Consider the following 18490-nt stretch of genomic DNA (forward strand, 5'->3'; position numbering starts at 1 on the left):
CGTGTACGACGGCATTCCCTGCCCTCTTTATCCCCCGCCCGGCACGCGCCGGCGCGCCCTTCGCCGCTCCCTGGCCCTCGCACTGGCCGCCGTCCTGGTGACCGGCTGCGGGGCCGGGAGCGATCCCGGCGACCGGGCGGAGGCGGCCCCCGCGAAGGGCTTCCCCGTCACCGTCGACAACTGCGGTGTCCGTACGACGTACGAGGAGCCGCCCTCCCGGGTCGTCACCATCCACCAGCACCCGGCGGAACTGATGCTCGCGCTCGGGCTGAGGGACGCCATGGTCGGCACGGCCTTCCCCGACTCCGCGGTGCTGCCCGAGCACCGGCGCGACTTCGCGAGCGTCCCGCAACTGGCCGAGAGGGAACCGTCCTTCGAGAAGGTCCTGGAGGTTGAACCCGACTTCGTCTACGGCGGCTACGGCAGCGCCTTCGCCGAGAACGAGGGACGGTCCCGCCGGGCGTTCGCCGACGCGGGCATCGACACCTACCTCAACCGCGAGTACTGCGGCGGGAAGGAGGTGACCATGGCCGACGTCTACGAGGAGATCCGCACCATCGGCACGGTCTTCGGGGTGCCCGGCCGCGCCGAGAAGCTGGTGGCCGGCCTGAAGGAGCGGCTGGCCAGGACCGCCGAGGCCGTGCGGGGCGCGCCCGCCGTGCCCGTGTTCGTCTACGACAGCGGGGACAAGTCCGCCTTCACCGCGGGCGGCAGGGGGCTGGGCACGGAGATCATCCGGCTGGCCGGCGGACGCAACGTGTTCGACGACCTCGACGAGGTCTTCGGCGACGTCTCCTGGGAGCAGGTCGTCGAGCGCAGGCCCGAGGTCATCGTGATCTACCACTACCGCGGGGCGGGCAGCGTCGAGCGGAAGAAGCGGTTCCTTCTCTCCCAGCCCGCCCTCGCCGATGTGCCCGCCATCAGGAACAAGCGGTTCGTCGTGCTCCCGCTGACCGCCACCCTGGTCGGCGTACGGCCTCCGCACGCCGTGGAGGACCTCGCCCGCGGCCTGCACCCCGAGCGGTTCCGGTGACGGCCCGCCCGGCGGCGCCGGACACGGTGACCGGCCGCTCCCCGGCCGCGCCCGCCCCGCCCGGCAGCGGCGGGCCCGCCGGGGAGGACCGCCCGAAGGGCCGTCGGCGGGGCCCTCGAAGGGGTGGGCTCCCCCACCGGCCGGCCCTGGTCCTCCTGGGCGTGCTCCTCCTGGCATCGCTGACGGCCGGGCTGACGATCGGCTCGGTGCGCGTCCCGCCCGGCGAGGTCTGGGGCATCGTCGCGCACCGCCTCGGCGCCGGCTGGGTGGAGGCGGACTGGTCCCGGGCGCGCGAGACGATCGTGCTGGACGTGCGGGCCCCCCGCGTCCTGCTCGGCGCCGTGACCGGTGCCGGGCTCGCGGTGGTCGGCGCCGCCATGCAGGCCCTGGTCCGCAACCCGCTCGCGGACCCGTACCTGCTGGGCGTCTCCTCGGGGGCCTCCCTGGGCGCGGTGCTGGTCATCGTCTCCGGCACCACCTTCCTCGGTGCGCTGTCGCTGTCGGCGTCCGCGTTCGCCGGGGCCCTGGCGGCGCTGCTGCTGGTGTACGCGACCGCGCGGGCCGGCGGACGGATCACCCCGGTGCGGCTGGTGCTCTCCGGGGTCGCCGTCGCGGCGGTGCTGACCGCCGCGACCCATCTGGTGCTGCTGACCACCGACCGGGGCAACCAGGCGCGGGAGGTGCTCTCCTGGACGCTCGGCGGTCTGGGCGGCGTGCGCTGGGACACCCTGTGGCTGCCCTCCTCCGCGCTGCTGGCGGCCGTCGCGCTGCTGCTGGTGCGGGCCCGGTCGCTGAACCTGCTGCTGGCCGGCGAGGAGGCGGCCACCACCATGGGGCTGGACGTGGCGCGCTTCCGCTCCCGGATGTTCGTCCTGCTGTCCCTGGTGACCGGTGTGCTGGTGGCGGCGGCCGGGCCGATCGGCTTCGTCGGGCTGATGCTGCCGCACGTCGTGCGCCTGGTCGTCGGCGGGGACCACCGCCGCGTCCTGCCGACGGCGGCCCTGGCGGGAGCGGTGTTCCTGGTCTGGGCCGACATCGCGGCCCGTACGGTCGCCGCTCCGCAGGAGATTCCCGTCGGGGTGCTGACGGCCCTGTGCGGGGGTCCGTTCTTCCTGTGGCTGATGCGCCGGGACGCCCGGCGGGCCACCGGCCGGAGGCCGGGATGAGAGCGGCCGGGCTCGGCGTCGAGGGGCTCTCGGTCGGCGCCGGGGCCCGCCGGCTGGTCCGGGACGTGTCGCTGACCGCCGCCCCCGGCGAGGTGGTCGGCCTGGTCGGCCCCAACGGCAGCGGCAAGTCGAGCCTGCTGCGCGCCGTCTACCGCGTGCTGCGTCCCGACGCCGGGCGGGTGCTCGTGGACGGGGCGGACGCCTGGTCCCTGCCCGTGCGCCGGCTGGCGCGCACGCTGGCGGTGGTGGTGCAGGAGCCGGGCACGGACTTCGACCTGACGGTGCGCGAGGTGGTGGCCATGGGGCGCACCCCGCACAAGCGGCTGCTCGACGGCGACACGGCCGACGACGCCCGGCTGGTGGAGTCCTCGCTGGCCCTGGTCGGCGCGGTGGAGCTGGCGGACCGGCCGTTCGACCGGCTGTCCGGCGGCGAGCGGCAGCGCGTGCTCATCGCCCGGGCCCTGGCGCAGCAGCCCGCCCTGCTGGTCCTCGACGAGCCGACCAACCACCTGGACGTCCGGCACCAGATGGAGGTGCTCGGCATCCTGCGCCGGCTCCCGGCCACGGTCCTGGTCGCCCTTCACGACCTCAACCTGGCCGCCTACTACTGCGACCGCCTCTACGTCCTCAAGGACGGCGAGGTCGCGGCGGCGGGGCCGCCCCGGGAGGTGCTCACGGCGCGGCTGCTGGCCGAGGTGTACGGCGTGGCGGGAGAGGTGGTCCTCCATCCCCGGACCGGGGCTCCCCACGTCACCTTCCTGCCGGAGGAGACGGCGGCGGGCGGGGAGGGAGGGTCCGGCCGCACCGCCGGCTGACGCGGCCGGGCGGTTCCGGCCGCGCGCACGGTCCGGCCCGCAGGTGCGGGAGCACCTGCGGGCCGCGGATCAGCGGTAGGTGATGTCGGAGGCGGCGTACAGGCAGTGCGTGCCGTCCGGACCGCTCCCGATCCTGGTGGGCTCACCGCTGGTGACGCCCTTGTAGCGCTCGCAGGGGACGATCTTGCGGCTGGAGTCGCCGACGATCGTGACCCTCGAGAGCCGGGCGGTGTCCCCGTAGTTGGAGTTGATCCCGGCCAGCGACTTGCCGGGCGCGGTGGCGGTGACGTTCTCGATCACCACATGGCGCTGGTACTGCTTGCTGCAGTTGCCGCAGGACCGGTAGAGCTTCCCGAAGTCCTCGACCTGGAAATTCCTGATCACCATGCGGCCGGGACCGTTGTGCTGGAACACCTTGTCCGACGCCTTGCGGGCGCCGCCGCCGTCGATGGTCATCGTCTGGGACGCGGAGGTGCCCTTGAAGGTGGCGGCGTCCTCGCCGACGTCCTCCCACCAGACGTTCTGCAGCGTGCAGGTCCCCTTGCAGTGGATGCCGTCCGCGGCGGGGGCGCCCAGGACCACGTTCTTGAGCGTGGCGCCGTCGGCCAGTTCGAACAGCGGTCCCTGGTCCTCCTCCTGGCCGCCGGAGCCGAGGTCTCCGCTGCCGTAGTAGCGGACCATTCCGCCGTCCCTGGTGCCGCTCACCTTGATGGTGCTGGACACCGCCTGCTGACCGGTCGGCGAGGGCCAGGAGGCCGCCGCGGCGGAGGTTCCCGCCCCCACCGCGGTGGGAAGGGCCAGGGCCAGGGCCGGGAGGAGTACGGCGGCAGCCCTGGCTGCCCGCCTGCGCTTGTCGGTGGATGCCACGTTGCTCCTTCACTGGTGCGTGGGCATGCCAAGTTCACATGCTTGAACTCTGCGCGGTGCATTGAACATAGGGAGCAAGCGCTTTCATGTCAATGCTGTGAACGCGCCACCCAGCGGTCAAGGAAACGGCAGGAGCCTCTTCCGGACACCCTGCCCGCGACGGCCGATCGAAGACATCGGACTCCACCCACCGGCCCGCTCGCTGAACGTCGTTCACATCAGCGACCGGAAGGCGCGGCCCGGTGGCCTCGGGCGCATGGGCGGACGGCACGGTGGAGAGGGCGGAGAACCCCGCGGAGTCACCGCCGGCGGGCAACGGGCGGGCGGCGGCACCGGTGTACGGTGCCGCCGCCCGTGTCATCGGCCCTGCCGGGGTGGCGCTATCCGGCGCTGGGCCGCCATCCGGAGGAGTCGAGCCAGGCGACCCGCCGGGCCAGCCAGTCGCGCATGTACTGCACCTGGCCCTGCCAGGTGGCGGCGGTCGGGGTCATGAACGGTCCCACCATGGAGCTGGTGAGGTTCGGCCACTTCTGGAAGTTCCGCTGGGCGGCGCCCGCCAGCGGCGTGGCCAGTTCCGTGATCCGGGCGGCCAGTCGGCTGTCGGACAGCACGCCCTGGCGCAGCTCCCGCCAGCGCGCGTTCACCTTCTGGACGAACGCCGGGTCGTCCATCAGACGGATGAACCAGTCGTTGGCGGCCGGCTGCCGGGTCTGCTCGAACTGCCAGCCCTGGATCTGCTGGTTGTTGAAGTACCCGCCGGTGCCGAAGGTGAGGTCGAAGTCCCACAGCGGCCCGGCGACGATCTTGCCGTTCCGGTCCTTGTGGAAGTAGGTGCTGCGGATGTACGAGTCCATCTCGCGGGTGAGTTCCTGGATGATGACCTTGTCGACGAACGAGTTGACGTCGATGTAGGCGGGGTAGCCGGTCTGCGGGTCGGAGGGGTTCGGACCGTGCAGGGCGTCGTGGAACCTCTGGACGTACCGGGTCAGCCAGGTTCTCTGCTCGGGTTGCAGCGGTGACGGGTCCTTGACCTCCAGGTCCCGCCAGCAGGTCGAGGCGGTGCCGGTGCACTGCAGCGTCGGCTCCTCGGCCGCGAACCACTCGAACGCGAAGATGTAGCCGCCCGTGACCGCCGGTTCCGTGAGGTCGTCCTCGTCGAGCTGCTTCAGGTCGAGCCGGTTCTTCGCGTTCTTGATGGTCTCGACGAGCATGTAGACGCCCTGGTAGTCGTCGGCGCCCAGCGGCTGCCCGTCGAGGTTGAGGTACAGCTCGACGAATCTGAAGCGCGGCGCCTGCAACCCCATGTCCCGGCCCAGGCTGTAGGCGAACGCGTCGTGGATCAGGGACTTGTCCGCGAACGGCCCGCGCAGCACCCAGTCGGAGTCGGCCGGCATCCCCAGCATCGGGAGGTCGGCGTCGTCGTCCTGGTTGTCCCGCAGTTCGAGCCGGTACGGCGCCTTCTCGAACATGGCCGAGGACTGTCCGCGCAGGTGGAAGCCGGCCCGGGTGGCCACCGTGGGAGCGGCGGCGAGCGAGGTGGTGCCGGCCTGCGGCTCCATCACCAGGGTGGCGACGTCCGCGTACTCGCGGCCGGGTTTCCCGGCGCCGTACGCGTCCATCACCATGAGCGGCAGGTCGTGGGTGGCGTCGTGGGAGCGTGCGACGTACAGCGCCGTGCCGGGCTCGCCGGTGGCGGTCCCGCCGACGAAGGCCTGGGCCCGTAGCTGGGTGGTCCTCGTGAACCGCAGGGGCGTGCCGGAGTACGCGGGTGAGGAGGCGGTGGGCGGCTTCCCGTCGGTGGTGTACCGGATCTGCGCGTTGCCCACGGTGGTGCTCAGGGAGACGGACAATTCGCCCTTGAAGGTCCCGCTCGGCACGGAGAACGTGATGTCCCCGGCCAGGTCGTCCTGCTGCCGCCCGGCGGCGGTGCCGGTAGTGGCGGTGTCGGTGGTGGCGGTGTCGGTGGTGGTGCCGGCGTGCGGGGCGGGCACCGTGTGGCCGGCGGCCGTACCCGGTGGTGGCGCGGGGGCGCCCTGCGCCCCCGTGAACCCCGTCATGACGATGGAGACCGCGGCGAGCAGGCTCAACCAGCCCATCCGTTTCGTGCGCACAGAGCTACACCTCAATCCGTAACGCGGTGGAGGCAGACGTCGCCGACTGCCACTGGCCTGTACCGGAACATCGGGCGGGGCCGACCGCGGTCGCAGGCGGCCCGGGGTGCCTAGCGGGACATCACCGCGTCGAGCCGGTCCGCGGCCGGGGCGTCGGCGACCGGAGCGGTCCGGAGGGCGTCCGGCGGCGGGAAGTGCCGGCGCAGCGTGCGCCGCCAGGGCGCGGCGGGCAGGTGCGGGTGCAGGGCGGCCAGGCCGGTCGCGTACTTGGAGATGCGGTTGGGCCGGTACCGGTCGTGCCAGAGCAGCCGGTCGACGCGGGAGGCCGTGGAGCCGCTCTTGGTCTCCACCACCGCCGTGCCGGGCAGGTGGAGCCGCCGGTCGCCGTCCTCCCACTGCAGGTCGGTGTCGATGGTGACGCGGCTGCCCGTGTCCGGCAGGTAGAGGGTCGTGCGCCGGTACCGGGTGGTCAGCACCGGGACGAAGACGAGCTGGTGGCTCCCGGCGATGCGGCACCCGGCCAGGACGGCGTCGACGAAGTGGCGTCCCGGTGCCAGCGTGGCGTGGTCGCGGGGGTCGTACGGCAGGCGCTGCTTGACGGTGCTGCCGCGGGATCCGCGGGTCTTCACCTCCAGCCAGCACTCGGCCGACTGCTCGTAGACGCGGGTGCGTATCTTGAACCGGTGGCGGCGGCGCCGGGCGGTCAGCCGGTAGCTGATCAGGTCGGGAGTGTCGAAGTACAGCGACCGGTAGGCGAAGCCGCGGACGCCGTCGATCTCCAGGACCCGGGTCCCGGCCGGAAGCCGGCCCAGCAGGGCGTTCACCATATCGACCGGCAGGACGTACTTGCGGTCGACGCGGGTCTGCAGCGACGCGCGCGCGACGAGTTCGTCCAGCCCGATCGGTGGCAGGGCCTCCAGCGCGGCGCCGAGGAGCGCGGCGTTCACGGCCGCACCGCCACCGCGGTGCCCGGGGCGGACGCCGTCCCGGTGCGGGACGCGGTGTCGCCCTCGGCCCGGACGCCGGGGCGGCTGCGGTAGCGCACGTCCACCACGGTGGTGTCGTTGACCAGGTCGACCCGCTGCACCACCGCCGAGTGGACCCGGGCGCCCAGGGTGTGTTCCAGGTGGGCCACCAGCGCGGTGTGCTCGGGCAGCGCGGTGTCCAGCACCATCAACTGGCGCCGGTAGCTGCGCAGCAGCCGGGGGTGGTCGCCCACGAACAGCACCACCAGGATCAGCGCCATCAGTCCGACCGAACGCCACACCTGGTCGGTCTCCACCGCGCCGAGGATGCCCAGGGCCAGCGCCGAGAAGTAGTACGCGACCTCGTGCTGGTCCAGTTCGGTGGAGCGTAATCGGATGATCGACAGCACGCCGAACAGGGCCAGTCCCAGACCCAGACCGGTGTCGGCTCCCCCGGCGCTCAGCGAGCCGGCCACCGCGACCACCCCGACGTTCACGCCGAGGTAGGCCACCACCAGATCACGGCGCCGATGGCGTGGGAAATACAGGCCGAATACCAGGAGGCTCACTGCGGCGATATCGCTCAGCAACAATGCGAGTTGCGCCATTCTGCATCCTTCCGATGGTCATGGGGCATCCCCACGGTGAACCGGAAACGGCCCGGTGGTGACAAGACGGTAAATGCGGCCCCGCCGTCGCCGCCATTCACTTCCGGCCGATCATCACCGTGGAAACGCCCGTGGTCAGGGCCGGGAAGCCCGGCCCCGCACACCCCCGACCCCCTTTTCGGCAGGGGCGTCGGGGCAGCTCAGCCGCGACGCCGACAGCTCGTCGACGCCACGGTCGGCTTCCCCGGACGCTGACCGGAACTGATGCCTGCGTCGTAGTTACCGGAAGGTTTCCGGTAGGGAAATGGCGTCTTGAACCACCCGAGGCGCCTCATCTGATCGCAGATCAACCCACATGTTGGCGGTGAAGGGCATGCCTGGACCAGGCTCCCGGAGCGCTAACCGGAACCTCTGGGGGCGGATCTGTTACCGGAAGTTTTCCGATACACGTGAAGGAAACGGAGCAACTCATTCCATGGCGGCCGCGCCCGGAGCCGCGCCGCCCGCGCGTACACCGGCCCCGGGGCGGGCCATTTCTCCACGGGCCGTCCGGCCCGCCGCATTACCGGCCCGGAAAGGGGAATTCGGGAATTCCGGCGCCCGGTGGATTACGGGCGCCCGTCACCGCCGCTCGGACGTCCCGGGACGCAGGCGGTACGCGACGGCGCAGAGGGTGGCGAGCAGGACGGCCAGCCCCGCCCACACCTGCCCCTGGGTGACGTTCAGTCCGGCACCGGGAACGCCGGGGGTGCGGCCCCCGTCCCGCCCGGTGACGGTGACGGCCAGCAGGACGACGACGGTGGCCGCGACGGCGATCCGGCCGGCCAGCCGCGCCGCCAGGAGCGGCACGGCGGGGCGTCTGCCCGCGTCGCGCAGGTGCAGGCGCTCGCCGCGCCGTGCGGGGGCCAGCAGGCGGGCCAGGAACAGCGCGGCGACGGGGAGTTGGAGGAGCCACACCAGGGTGCGGAACCACCCGTCGTACCAGACGTTGGTGCCGTACAGCAGGGTGTGCCACACGCTGAGGACGTAGACCACGACGACGAACCGGTGCAGGGCCCGCCACAGCCGGGAGCCCGTGGTGTGGCGCAGGTAGTAGGCCAGGCCGAGCGGGACGGCGAGGTAGAGGGCGAGCAGGCCGATGAGGATGGCGATCCGGCCGGTCCCCGAGGAGTAGGCGCCGGGGACGAAGACGTCGGCGAAGGCGCTGAACAGCCTCCCCGCCCAGGGCAGTCCGTCCTCGTTGGCGCGCACCAGTTCGGCGAAGAACATCACGGCGTGCGCGAACATCAGGCCGATCGTGGTCAGGCTGGTGGTGCGGTGCCAGCGCTCGATCCGTGCCGTCGGCACCCGTGGCCGGCCCGGCCGGGCACTGGATCTGAGCAGGCCGAGCATGACGGTGATCCACGCCCACAGCAGCCCGGACCAGCCGAACGCCTGGCAGAGCCAGTACATCCAGTACCGGTCGGCGTCGGCCAGGAAGGGCATCACCTGGACCGTCATGGAGGTGCCGGAGGACACGCGCGCGTACAGCCACGCGAAGATGCCGGCCGTCACGACCAGCGCCGCGGCGGCGTCGGGCACCGCGGCGCGCAGGTCGGCCCGCAGCGCGGACCGGTCGAACCGCTGACGTCGTCTCATCGGGGCGGTGGAGCCCGGGGTTCCAGCCATCGCACGACACCGCTTTCCTGTGGGGGGTGATCAGGGGGGAGGTGGAACAGTCCGCGTGGGTCCGGCCGGGGCGCGCAGCAGGCGTCACTCCGGTCACACGCGCCCCGAGGCTAACCAGGATCCCCGGGGCCGGAAAGAGCGGCACCGGACCGCCGGGCACCGCCCGAGGGCCGCTACGGCACGCGGCACCCGCCCGGCGGCCGAGGGACCGCGGGCCGTGCACGGACCGCGCCGGGGCGGGCGGGCCCGGAGGACTCAGAACTGGAGCACCAGCCGCCCGCGGACCCCGCCGGCCTCCAGCCGGCGGTGCGCGCGGGCGGCCTCCGCCGCGGGGAGCACGTCCGCCACCCGCAGGGTGATCCGCCCCTCCTCGGTCAGCCGCCGCAGCTCGTCGAGCTTGTCCTGCGCGGTGAGGTAGTCGGTGACCATGACCTGGTGGACGGTGATGCCGCGCTCCGGCCGGCCGTCGAAGGGCCGCACCACCGCGACCGCGCCTCCGTCGCGCACCGCCCGCAGCACCCGCTGCCCCAGCATCGCGCCGTCGGCCAGGCCGTCGACCCCGTCGGGCACCGCCTCCCGGACGTGGTCGGCGAACCGGTCGCCGCGGGGCACCACGACGTCCGCGCCGAGCTGCCGCACCAGCGGCTCGTCGGCGGGGGCGGCGTCGGCGACGACGCGCAGCCCGGCGACCTTGGCCAACTGGACGACGTAGCCGCCGTAGACTCCCGCCGAGCCGGTGACGGCCAGCGTCCCGCCGACGGGCAGGGCGAGCAGGTCCAGGGTCCGGAGCGCCGCGAGGCCGTTCATGGGCAGCGTCGCCGCCTCGGCGTAGCCGGCGCCGGCGGGCATCCTCACCACGGACTCGGCCGGTACGACGACCTGCTCCGCGTAGCCGCCGCCGCGCGGGCCGAGGGGCGGCATCAGGGTCATGACCTCGTCGCCGACGCGCCACCGCACGTCGTCACCGGCCTCGTCCACCACCCCGGCCACCTCCCAGCCGGGGATGTGGGGCGTGGGCGTGCCCTCCATCATCCCGGCGAACGCCCCACCGCGCATCGCGAGGTCGGAGGGGTTGACCGCCGCCGCCCGCACGCGGATCCGGACCTCTCCGGGGCCCGCGTGCGGGTCGGGCAGCTCGACCGCCTCCAGGACCTCCGGCCCTCCGAACCTGTGGAAACCCACGGCCCTCATCAGCACGCACCTCTCTCCGCCCGCTCCTCGGCCCCTCCGGAACCCCTCACCGCCGTGTGCCATCGGCGTACCGTCACAAACCGCGGACCGCCGACTCCTCTTCCCGGCGCTTCCCGCAGCCTCCCGGCGCCTTCCACCGCCGTCCTTCCGGCGTCCGGTCGGCGTGTCCCGGGCAGCGGCTCCCGCGGTCCGTGCCGTGAGGGTTTCCGCCCGCCGGTCCGGTAGTCGCAGGCGGCCCGTCCCGCCACCGGAGCGGACCGCAGCGGACGCCGCCGGCCCCGGGCCGCGGCACGGGTCCGGGCCGCGCGGAGCGGCCCGGACCCTCCGCCGCCGGCCGCCGGGCCGGCGCGCCGGCGACTACCGGCCGCCGGTGTTGACGGAGGCGGAGAAGGAGTTGACGCCGAGCCCGGCGCCGTTCTGCCAGGGCTCGAAGCCGGCCTGGATGCTCGTCAGGTACCACGAGCGCTGGGCCATGCCGCGGTTGACCGTCTCGTCGACGAAGTCCATGACGTCGAAGCTCATGCTGTTGATCGCCGACGGGGCGACGAAGGAGATGACGTTGTTGGAACCGTTGCTGCCGGTCCACACCTCCCAGCTCCGGCCGCCGACGTTGGCCGTGCCGACCCGCGAGCCGATGGGCTGGATCGGGCCCACGCGGTTCAGCCAGATCATGATCTCGGTCTGGTTGACCCCGGTCCGCTTCGGCGTCGGGTCCAGCCAGATGTCGTACGAGGCGTTGTAGACCGCGTTGCTGACGTAGGTGTACGAGATGCTGCTGGGCGCGCTGCTGATCGAGCCGATCTGCACCGGCAGGTTGGTGCCCGGCGAGCAGTTGCCGTAGTGGCAGCCGTAGTACACCGACGGGTAGGACTTCGGCGCCCCGTTGGTCGGTACGGAGCCGTCCGCCTGGGTGATCTGGAAGCCGCTGCCGGTCACGTTGATGCACTGGGTGGCGCTGGTGCCCCAGCGGTTGTTCTGCACCACGTACCGGCCCTGGATGGTGGCGGTCCCGTACTGGGCGCAGATCTGCTGGTCGGCCCGGGCGGCCGGGGCCGTGGCGGTCACCGCCGTCAGCGAACCCGCGGCCAGCAGGAACGCCAGGACGGCGGAGCGCATGCGCGTCAGGGGATGTGCGGTGAGTTTCATGGTGTCCTTCCCAGGAGCGGGGCAGGGGATATATGGGAGCGCTCCCATATGGTGCGCGGCGGACTCTACGAGCATCTCGGGGACATGACAAGACGGGCTGCAGGAGCAGCTTTCCCGCCCCGGAGTCCCCATCCGCGGCACCGCGGCCCGTCACCAGTCGCCCGCACTCGTTTCCTCCCGGGGTCCCCTGGGCAGCCGTCTACGCTGCGAGGGGTCGGCACCGAAGGCCCCGGGCACGCCCGCGGCCTCCCCCGCGCCCACCCGGGCGCGACCCGCCCCAGGACACCGGGGAAGCCGGGACCGGCACGACACGGGAGCGTTGACACCAGTGAGCGAGGACCAGCACCTGACCGTTGAGCACGTCCGCGGCACCGTCTCCGTGGTGGCCGTCTCCGGCGAGATCGACTACCACTCCTCCCCCGCTCTGCGCTCCGACCTCCTGGCCCTGATCGAGGAGGGCCACTCCGATCTGATCATGGACATGTCGGCCGTGGAGTTCTGCGACTCCTCCGGCCTGAGCGCCCTGATCAGCCTCTGGCACCGCGCGCGGGCGGCCGGCGGCTCCCTGACGCTGACCTCGATCCCCGCCGCGGTGGACCGGCTGCTGAGCCTGACCGGCCTCGACCAGGTACTGCCCGCCAGCCCCACCACCCAGGACGCGCTCGCCGACCACCCCGCCCTCCGGAAGGCCGACGGCCCCGCCGGGACCTGAAGGAGCCACGGCCCCGCCGCCTCCCCCTCGTCCGGGAAGTATTGAATCGAGCGGTCCAAAACTTGCTAGGATGCGGGCCATGGCGCGACCGAGGGAGTTCGACGAGGAGCGGGCGCTGGAAGCGGCGATGCGCACCTTCTGGGCGAAGGGCTACGAGAACACCTCCACCCAGGACCTGTGCGAGGCCACCGGCCTGGGCCGCAGCAGCATCTACAACACCTTCACCAGCAAGCGCGACCTGTTCCTGCGGTCGCTCGGGCACTACGTCGACACCATGACCGGCACCCAGGTGGCGGTGCTGGAGGACGAGGGCAGCCCGCCCCTCGACCGGTTGCGCACCCTGCTCGCCCTGATCGTCGACGGCGAGTTCGAGAACCGCAGCGACGGCCGCGCCATCGGGTGCCTCACCGTCAACACCACGGTCGAGCTGTTCGGCCGCGATCCCGACGTCACCCGGCTGCTGGAGCGCGACCTGGCCCGGCGGCTGGCGGCGTTCCGGGCCGTGATCTCGGCCGGCCAGCGCGAGGGGGACATCACCTCCGGTCGGGACGCGGACGCGCTCGCCCGGTTCCTCAACGCCGTGATCGGCGGCATGCGGGTGTCGGCCCAGGGCGGCGCCGACCGCGCCGCCCTGGAGTCCATCGCGGCGGCGGCCCTGGACGCACTCGCCCGCTGAGCACCGGCCCGGCCCCGCACCGGGACCGGGCCGATCGCACCCTAGTTCTGTACTGATCAATCCAAAACAAGAGAGGACCGATCCGTGCCCCGTGCGGTGTACCTACTGGCTCTGGGTGTGTTCGCCATGGTGACCAGCGAGTTCCTGGTCGCCGGTCTGATGCCGCAACTGGCGGCGGGCCTGGACGCGACCATTCCGCAGATCGGCTACCTGATCACCGTGTTCGCGGTGGCCATGGCCGCCGGAGGGCCGCTCCTGACCGTGGCCCTGCTGAGGACGCGTCCCAGGACCGCGCTGCTGCTGTTGTTCGCCGTCTTCACCGCGGGCAACGTCCTGGCCGCCACCGCGTCCGGCTACGGCGTGATGGTGGTGGCGCGCATCGTCACCGGGATGGCCTCCCAGGCCTTCTTCGGCCTCGCCGCCTCCCTGTGCGCCCGGCTCACACGCGAGGAGGTCCGCGGCCGGGCCGTGGCGGTCGTCATGAACGGCCTGACGCTCGGCACCCTGTTCGGGCTGCCGGCCGCCACGCTGATCGGCGACCGGCTGGGCTGGCGCGCGGCCTTCCTCGCCGTCGCCGCCCTGGCCGTCGTGACCGCCCTGGCCACCCTGGCCGGCGTACCGCGCCTGGAGCGCGCGGAGGGCGACGGCGGGAACCTCCGGCAGGAGGCACGGGTCTTCGCCGATCCCCGGCTGTGGCCGGTGCTCGCCACCAGCACCCTGATCATCGGCGCGACCTTCTCCGCCTTCAGCTACTTCAACCCCATCCTCACCGAGGTCACCGGCTTCGCCCCCGGCACCGTTCCGCTGCTGCTCATCGCCTACGGGGCCGCCACCGTGCTCGGCAACATCGTCGTCGGACGCCTCGCCGACCGGTACGCCGTGGAGGTCCAGGTCGCCGGTCTGGCCCTCAACGCCCTCTTCCTCACCGGTTTCGCGCTGCTGGCCCACGCGTCCCTGCCGGCCGTGGCCCTGATGCTGGGCATCGGGCTGGTGGGCGTCACCATGAACCCCGCCATGGTCACCCGCGTCCAGCGCGCCGGCAACGCCCGGCCGCTGGTCAACACCGTCCACGGCTCGTTCATCACCCTCGGCATCATCATCGGCTCCTCCGTGGGCGGCGTCCTCGTCGACGCCTTCGGGCTGCGGGCGCCGCTGTGGCTGGGGGCCGGCCTGGCCGTCCTGGGCCTCGCCACGCTGCTGCCCGAGCTGCGCTCCCGCACCGCTGCCGGGTCCTCCGCCAGGGCCGCGGCGGTGCCCGCCGGTTCCGCGGCGGCGCCGCAGCGGGAAGGGGTGTGAGGCCCGGCCGTCCGCGAAGGGCCGGGGGGCCTCCGGCGCGCCGGCGGGCGCCGCGTCCGGGCCGGAAACCCGGATGCGCGGACGCCGCCGCGGGCGGCACACTGCCCGGATGCCCCCCGACCCCGCCGACCCCACCGACCCCGCCCGCCTCGCCGCCGCGTTCGGACTGGGACGCCCGCTCGGCGAACCGCGGCCGCTCGCCAACGGCGGCCATCCGTCCGGCTCCCGCGTCCTCACCACCGACCGCGGCCGGTGGGTGGTCAAGACCGGCCGGCTCCTGGGCGACTGGCACCGCGCGGACCTGCTGCGGTCCCACCGGCTGGAGAGCGCGGCGCTCGCGGCGGGCATCCCGGCGCCGCGCCCCGTCGCGCCGCCGCCCCCCTCCATCGGCTTCTGGCACCACCCGGCCGGCCGGACCCTGGTGCGGGTGAGCGAGTGGGTCGAGGGACGCGAACTGCGGCGCCCCGGCCCCGCCGGCTCCCTCCGCGGGGAGGACCCGGCGGACGCCGCCCGGTGGGTGGGCGCCGTGCTCGGCCGCATCGCCCTGCTCGGCCTGGAGGACGACACCGGCCGCGGCGGCGGACGGCCGCCGCACCCGGTGGACGACTGGCGGAGCTGGGTGGCGGAGGCCGAGTCCGGCGGCCATGCGGTCGCCGCCCCCGCCCGGTCCCTGCTCCCCGTCGTCGAGGAGGCCACCGCGCTGGTCCTGGACGCGATGCGGGACCGTCCCCGCACCGTCCTGGTGCACGGGGACACCTCCCGCGCCAACGTGCTGCGCACCCCGACCGGATACGTCCTCCTCGACTGGGACGGGGTCGGTGCGGAGGTGCCGTGGTGGGAGGCGGTGAACGTGGCCTTCCGCTTCGGCACCCCCTTCAACGGCCCCACGGCCGAGGGCGACCCCCGCGTGGTGCGCCCGCTGCTCGACGCCTACCTCGGCCGGGGAGCCCCGGCCGGCCCGGCCGACGTGTCGGCGTTCGCGGGCATGGTGCGCAGCCAGCTCGCGTCCACCGCGTGGTGCCTGTGGCTGGCCCTGGGCCACCGCCGGGCCGACCCCGCCCGGCGCGCCTTCGGCCTGCGCGTCGTCGCCTCGGCCGCGCGGGAGCTGCCGCGGGTGCTGCGCTCCCTGGAGGGGTGGACCGCCCTGCTGCGCTGATCCGGGCACCACCGGCCCGCATCCGGCGCGTCCGGCGCCGGGCGCGGACGGGCGAGGCGGACGCCGGATGAACTCCGCGGCATGGCGAGCGTTTTTTACCGCTTTGCCGTCCTTTGTTCAACTCGCCACCCCGAACGCGCATCATGGACATAAGGCGAAAACCGGAGGTACAGCCATGATGGAGGTCAAGACCGTCGACAAGCCGGACGAGCGGCGCGACTTCCCCCGTGGCCACCTCGAAGCCCTCCACCTCACCGGGCTGGACTTCGCCGTGGCCACGTTCGAGCCCGGGTGGCGCTGGTCCGAGTCGATCGGACCGATCGCCGGAACGGACAGTTGCCGGATCCACCACAACGGCTACGTGCTGCGGGGGCGGATGCGCCTCCGCATGGACGACGGACAGGAGGCCGAGATCGGCCCGGGCGACGTGTTCGTCTGCCCGCCGGGTCACGACGCCTGGGTCGTCAGCGACGAACCGGCCGTGGTGTTCGACTTCGCCGGCCCCATGGCCCAGCAGTACGCCAAGGCACAGGCAGGAGGATCACTCCCATGACGTTCGTACAGATCATCGAGTACGAGACCACGCGCGACGAGGAGATGAAGCGCCTCTGGGACGAGTGGATGCGGATGACGGAGGGCAAGCGGACCGTCGCCCGCGAGATGCACGGGCAGGACCGCGAGAACCCCACCCACTACGTGGACATCGTCGAGTTCCCCTCCTACGAGGAGGCGATGAGGAACAACGACCTGCCCGAGACGCAGCGCGTCGCCGAGCAGTTCCGAGAGCTGTGCAGCAAGGAGCCCCGCTTCGTCAACCTGGAGGTCGCCGAGGAAGTGTCGTGAGGCGCACCGTCGCGAGCGCGGGGCCCTACGGGTGATGCCCGGCCCCGCCGTCCCGCCCCACGACCCGTCCGGGCCGCGGCCCCGGTGAGGGCACGGCCGGGCGGCACCCGCCCCCTCGGCGCGGGCCGGGCACGCCCGGCCCGCGTCTCCGCGTCCCGGCGCCCCGGGCCTCGTCCCCCGTCGGCACGCCGCGGGCGCCGCGGATCGCCGAAGGGGAGGTCACGGGAGGTCACCGCCTTGCGCCACCCCTGGCGCCCCACCCGGAAAATCCTCTCTGACCGATCCGTAGGCATCAGGGAGAATTATCAGTCTTTGTCGCTCTTTCAGAGCCTTCGGCCCGGGCAATCAGCCTGTTCGCTCCCCGGTCGCGTGGATCATCACGAGGCGCACAGTGACCTACGACCATGAGGGGACGACAGCCTGTGGACAGAAGAGGGTTCCTCCAGGCGACTTCCTTGGCGGGCGGTGCCCTGCTCCTCCCCGGCCTCGGCACGGCTCCCGCCGGGGCCACGCCGGGCCTCGGGCTCCCGCCCGCCGACGACCCGCTGTACCTGGACCCGATCGCCGATCCCGGCGCCATCCCCCGGTTCGTGAACAGACTGCCGCGGCCCGCCCGCATCGACCTGTCGAACGGCGGGGCCCGGACCCTCGTCATGGCCCCCACCTGGCAGGACGTCCTCGGCGGCGGACTGGGGCTGAGGACTCCGATGTGGGGATTCGGGCAGATCGGGCACCCCGCCCACCAGGGCGGCGCCGGCGGGGCGTTCGCGACCTCCCCCGGCCCCACCATCGTGGCCCGCAAGCACAGGCCCGTACGGGTCCGCTGGGTCAACGCCCTGCCCTTCGACCACCTGCTCCCGGTGGACACCACGATCCACTGGGCCTACTCCGGCACCGACCACACCATCGCCGACAACGGCGTGCCGACCGTGGTGCACCTGCACGGCGGGCACATCGGTCCGGACGACGACGGCCACCCGGAGGCGTGGTACACGCTCGGCGGCGGCACCACCGGGCCGCGCTTCGCCGGGACGCGGTACCACTACGACAACAGCCAGGAAGCCTGCACCCTCTGGTACCACGACCACACGATGGGCCTCACCCGGCTCAACGTCTACGCCGGTCTGGCCGGGTTCTACCTCCTGCGCGACGACCGGGAGCTCGCGCTCATCGAGCAGGACCGGCTGCCCTGCGGCCCCTACGAGCTGGAGCTGATGATCCAGGACCGGATGTTCCACCCGGACGGGCGGCTGGCCTACCCCGACGCCCCCTCGTCGCAGCAGTCGGACGGGCCGTCGGTCCAGCACCGGTTCCACGGGCAGGTGATCCTCGTCAACGGCAAGGCGTGGCCGTACCTGGAGGTGGAGCCGCGCCAGTACCGGCTGCGGCTGCTCAACGCGTCGAACTCGCGCTTCTACCGGCTGTCGGTGGGTGGGCGGTGGCCGTTCCCCGTCACCCAGATCGGCTCCGACGGCGGCTTCCTGTGCCGCCCGCACCGGCTCGACGGGCCGCTGGTGCTCTCCCCCGGCGAACGGGTGGACCTGGTCGTCGACTTCCGGGACCACCGGGGGGCGGCCTTCGAGCTCACCAACGACGCCCCGACGCCCTTCCCGAAGGGCGCCCCCGTCACCCCGCCCGCCGACAAGGTGCTGCAGGTCCGGGTCGACCGGCCGTACGACAGGAGGGTCACCGAGCCGCGGCTGCCCAGGACGCTCCGCGAAGCGCCGTACCGGGTGGCCGGGTCCCCGGCCCGGACCCGCCGGCTGGTGCTGTTCGACGGCAGGGACGAGTCCGGGAGGCGGAAGCCGCTCCTGGGCACCGTCGAGCGCGGCGCGCTGGGGTGGGACGATCCGATCACCGAGACCCCGCGGCTGCACACCACCGAAGTGTGGGAGGTGTTCAACACCACGTTCGAGACCCACCCGATCCACCTGCACCTGGTGCAGTTCCAGGTGCTGGACCGGGCGCCGTTCACCGCCGCCCGCGACTCGCGGACCGGCGCGCTGTCCGACATCAGGGTCGGCCGGGCGCAGTACCCGGACGCCACCGAGCTGGGCCCGAAGGACACCGTGATGGTGCCGCCGGGCCACGTCACCCGGATCAAGGCGCTCTTCGACAGGCGCGGCGTCTACGTCTGGCACTGCCACATCCTCGAGCACGAGGAGCACGAGATGATGCGCAACTACCAGGTCGTCTGAGGCGCCCGGCCGGCGCCGGACGGGCAGAACGGCACGGGG

16 protein-coding genes and 1 pseudogene are annotated in these 18490 nt (G+C 73.1%); 10 read left to right on the forward strand and 7 right to left on the reverse strand.

The genetic code is table 11. From position 1 onward, the window contains the following. Nucleotide 1 precedes the first annotated feature (1 nt). Genes VE546_RS25515 through VE546_RS25525 form a run of 3 tightly spaced genes read left to right on the forward strand, consistent with a single transcriptional unit; the run spans nucleotide 2 to nucleotide 3014 of the window. Nucleotides 2–1033, forward strand: coding sequence for an ABC transporter substrate-binding protein (locus VE546_RS25515; RefSeq protein WP_414720581.1), 1032 nt, complete (start codon nucleotides 2–4; stop codon nucleotides 1031–1033). Next, nucleotides 1030–2199 carry a FecCD family ABC transporter permease gene (locus VE546_RS25520; protein ID WP_414720582.1) on the forward strand — a complete coding sequence of 390 codons (1170 nt, stop codon included), beginning with the start codon at nucleotides 1030–1032 and terminating at the stop codon, nucleotides 2197–2199. Before VE546_RS25515 ends, VE546_RS25520 begins: the two co-directional genes overlap by 4 nt. Continuing rightward, the gene (locus VE546_RS25525) at nucleotides 2196–3014 is read left to right on the forward strand and encodes an ABC transporter ATP-binding protein (protein WP_324926321.1); all 819 of its coding nucleotides are present in this window, start codon (nucleotides 2196–2198) and stop codon (nucleotides 3012–3014) included. Before VE546_RS25520 ends, VE546_RS25525 begins: the two co-directional genes overlap by 4 nt. Nucleotides 3015–3083: 69 nt before the next feature. Here VE546_RS25525 and VE546_RS25530 read toward each other — a convergent pair whose 3' ends face one another. The 7 genes and pseudogenes from VE546_RS25530 to VE546_RS25560 form a co-directional block, all read right to left on the reverse strand. After that, a complete protein-coding gene (locus VE546_RS25530; RefSeq protein ID WP_414720583.1) occupies nucleotides 3084–3881 on the reverse strand; it encodes a pectate lyase in 798 nt (265 codons plus the stop codon). A 380-nt stretch (nucleotides 3882–4261) separates the two neighbouring features. Next, on the reverse strand, nucleotides 4262–5992 hold the full coding sequence (locus VE546_RS25535) for a CotH kinase family protein (protein WP_324926323.1): 1731 nt from the start codon (nucleotides 5990–5992) through the stop codon (nucleotides 4262–4264). A 110-nt stretch (nucleotides 5993–6102) separates the two neighbouring features. Beyond that, nucleotides 6103–6939, reverse strand: a complete 837-nt coding sequence (locus VE546_RS25540) for a polyphosphate polymerase domain-containing protein (RefSeq protein WP_324926325.1) — start codon at nucleotides 6937–6939, stop codon at nucleotides 6103–6105. After that, entirely contained in the window at nucleotides 6936–7565 is a 630-nt protein-coding gene (locus VE546_RS25545; RefSeq protein ID WP_324926327.1) for a DUF4956 domain-containing protein, read from the reverse strand. The genes VE546_RS25540 and VE546_RS25545 overlap by 4 nt, the downstream gene beginning before the upstream one ends. 621 nt (nucleotides 7566–8186) lie before the next feature. Continuing rightward, nucleotides 8187–9203: a ferric reductase-like transmembrane domain-containing protein gene (locus VE546_RS25550; RefSeq protein ID WP_324926328.1), complete on the reverse strand. Its 1017-nt coding sequence runs from the start codon at nucleotides 9201–9203 to the stop codon at nucleotides 8187–8189. 285 nt (nucleotides 9204–9488) lie between these two features. Then, entirely contained in the window at nucleotides 9489–10424 is a 936-nt protein-coding gene (locus VE546_RS25555) for an NADP-dependent oxidoreductase (protein ID WP_324926330.1), read from the reverse strand. Between the two features lie 363 nt (nucleotides 10425–10787). After that, a pseudogene (locus VE546_RS25560) lies at nucleotides 10788–11540 on the reverse strand (GH12 family glycosyl hydrolase domain-containing protein); the annotation flags it as partial. Nucleotides 11541–11898: 358 nt separating this feature from the next. On the opposite strand from VE546_RS25560, the gene VE546_RS25565 reads away from it, so the two are divergent. The 7 genes from VE546_RS25565 (at nucleotide 11899) to VE546_RS25595 (ending at nucleotide 18451) form a co-directional block, all read left to right on the forward strand. After that, entirely contained in the window at nucleotides 11899–12282 is a 384-nt protein-coding gene (locus tag VE546_RS25565) for an STAS domain-containing protein (RefSeq protein ID WP_324926332.1), read from the forward strand. Between the two features lie 79 nt (nucleotides 12283–12361). Continuing rightward, the gene (locus tag VE546_RS25570; protein ID WP_324926334.1) at nucleotides 12362–12958 is read left to right on the forward strand and encodes a TetR/AcrR family transcriptional regulator; all 597 of its coding nucleotides are present in this window, start codon (nucleotides 12362–12364) and stop codon (nucleotides 12956–12958) included. 84 nt (nucleotides 12959–13042) lie between these two features. Further along, on the forward strand, nucleotides 13043–14254 hold the full coding sequence (locus VE546_RS25575; RefSeq protein ID WP_324926336.1) for an MFS transporter: 1212 nt from the start codon (nucleotides 13043–13045) through the stop codon (nucleotides 14252–14254). A gap of 109 nt (nucleotides 14255–14363) precedes the next feature. Further along, nucleotides 14364–15410 carry a phosphotransferase gene (locus VE546_RS25580; protein WP_324926338.1) on the forward strand — a complete coding sequence of 349 codons (1047 nt, stop codon included), beginning with the start codon at nucleotides 14364–14366 and terminating at the stop codon, nucleotides 15408–15410. Between the two features lie 175 nt (nucleotides 15411–15585). Continuing rightward, complete coding sequence (locus tag VE546_RS25585) at nucleotides 15586–15963, forward strand: cupin domain-containing protein (protein ID WP_324926340.1); 378 nt, start codon at nucleotides 15586–15588, stop codon at nucleotides 15961–15963. Continuing rightward, nucleotides 15960–16253 (forward strand): hypothetical protein, encoded by a 294-nt coding sequence (locus VE546_RS25590; protein WP_324926341.1) that lies wholly within the window; start codon nucleotides 15960–15962, stop codon nucleotides 16251–16253. Before VE546_RS25585 ends, VE546_RS25590 begins: the two co-directional genes overlap by 4 nt. Nucleotides 16254–16708: 455 nt before the next feature. Beyond that, entirely contained in the window at nucleotides 16709–18451 is a 1743-nt protein-coding gene (locus VE546_RS25595) for a multicopper oxidase (protein ID WP_324926343.1), read from the forward strand. Nucleotides 18452–18490 lie beyond the last annotated feature (39 nt).

This window comes from Streptomyces sp. (assembly GCF_035644915.1).
Taxonomy (GTDB): domain Bacteria; phylum Actinomycetota; class Actinomycetes; order Streptomycetales; family Streptomycetaceae; genus Streptomyces.

What these genes read in the sequence shown, in the direction of transcription:
- VE546_RS25525 (WP_324926321.1), top strand. Translation starts at nt 2,196, where the DNA reads ATGAGAGCGGCCGGGCTCGGCGTCGAGGGGCTCTCGGTCGGCGCCGGG.
- VE546_RS25545 (WP_324926327.1), bottom strand. Translation starts at nt 7,565, where the DNA reads ATGGCGCAACTCGCATTGTTGCTGAGCGATATCGCCGCAGTGAGCCTC.
- VE546_RS25550 (WP_324926328.1), bottom strand. Translation starts at nt 9,203, where the DNA reads ATGAGACGACGTCAGCGGTTCGACCGGTCCGCGCTGCGGGCCGACCTG.
- VE546_RS25555 (WP_324926330.1), bottom strand. Translation starts at nt 10,424, where the DNA reads ATGAGGGCCGTGGGTTTCCACAGGTTCGGAGGGCCGGAGGTCCTGGAG.
- VE546_RS25570 (WP_324926334.1), top strand. Translation starts at nt 12,362, where the DNA reads ATGGCGCGACCGAGGGAGTTCGACGAGGAGCGGGCGCTGGAAGCGGCG.
- VE546_RS25580 (WP_324926338.1), top strand. Translation starts at nt 14,364, where the DNA reads ATGCCCCCCGACCCCGCCGACCCCACCGACCCCGCCCGCCTCGCCGCC.
- VE546_RS25585 (WP_324926340.1), top strand. Translation starts at nt 15,586, where the DNA reads ATGATGGAGGTCAAGACCGTCGACAAGCCGGACGAGCGGCGCGACTTC.
- VE546_RS25590 (WP_324926341.1), top strand. Translation starts at nt 15,960, where the DNA reads ATGACGTTCGTACAGATCATCGAGTACGAGACCACGCGCGACGAGGAG.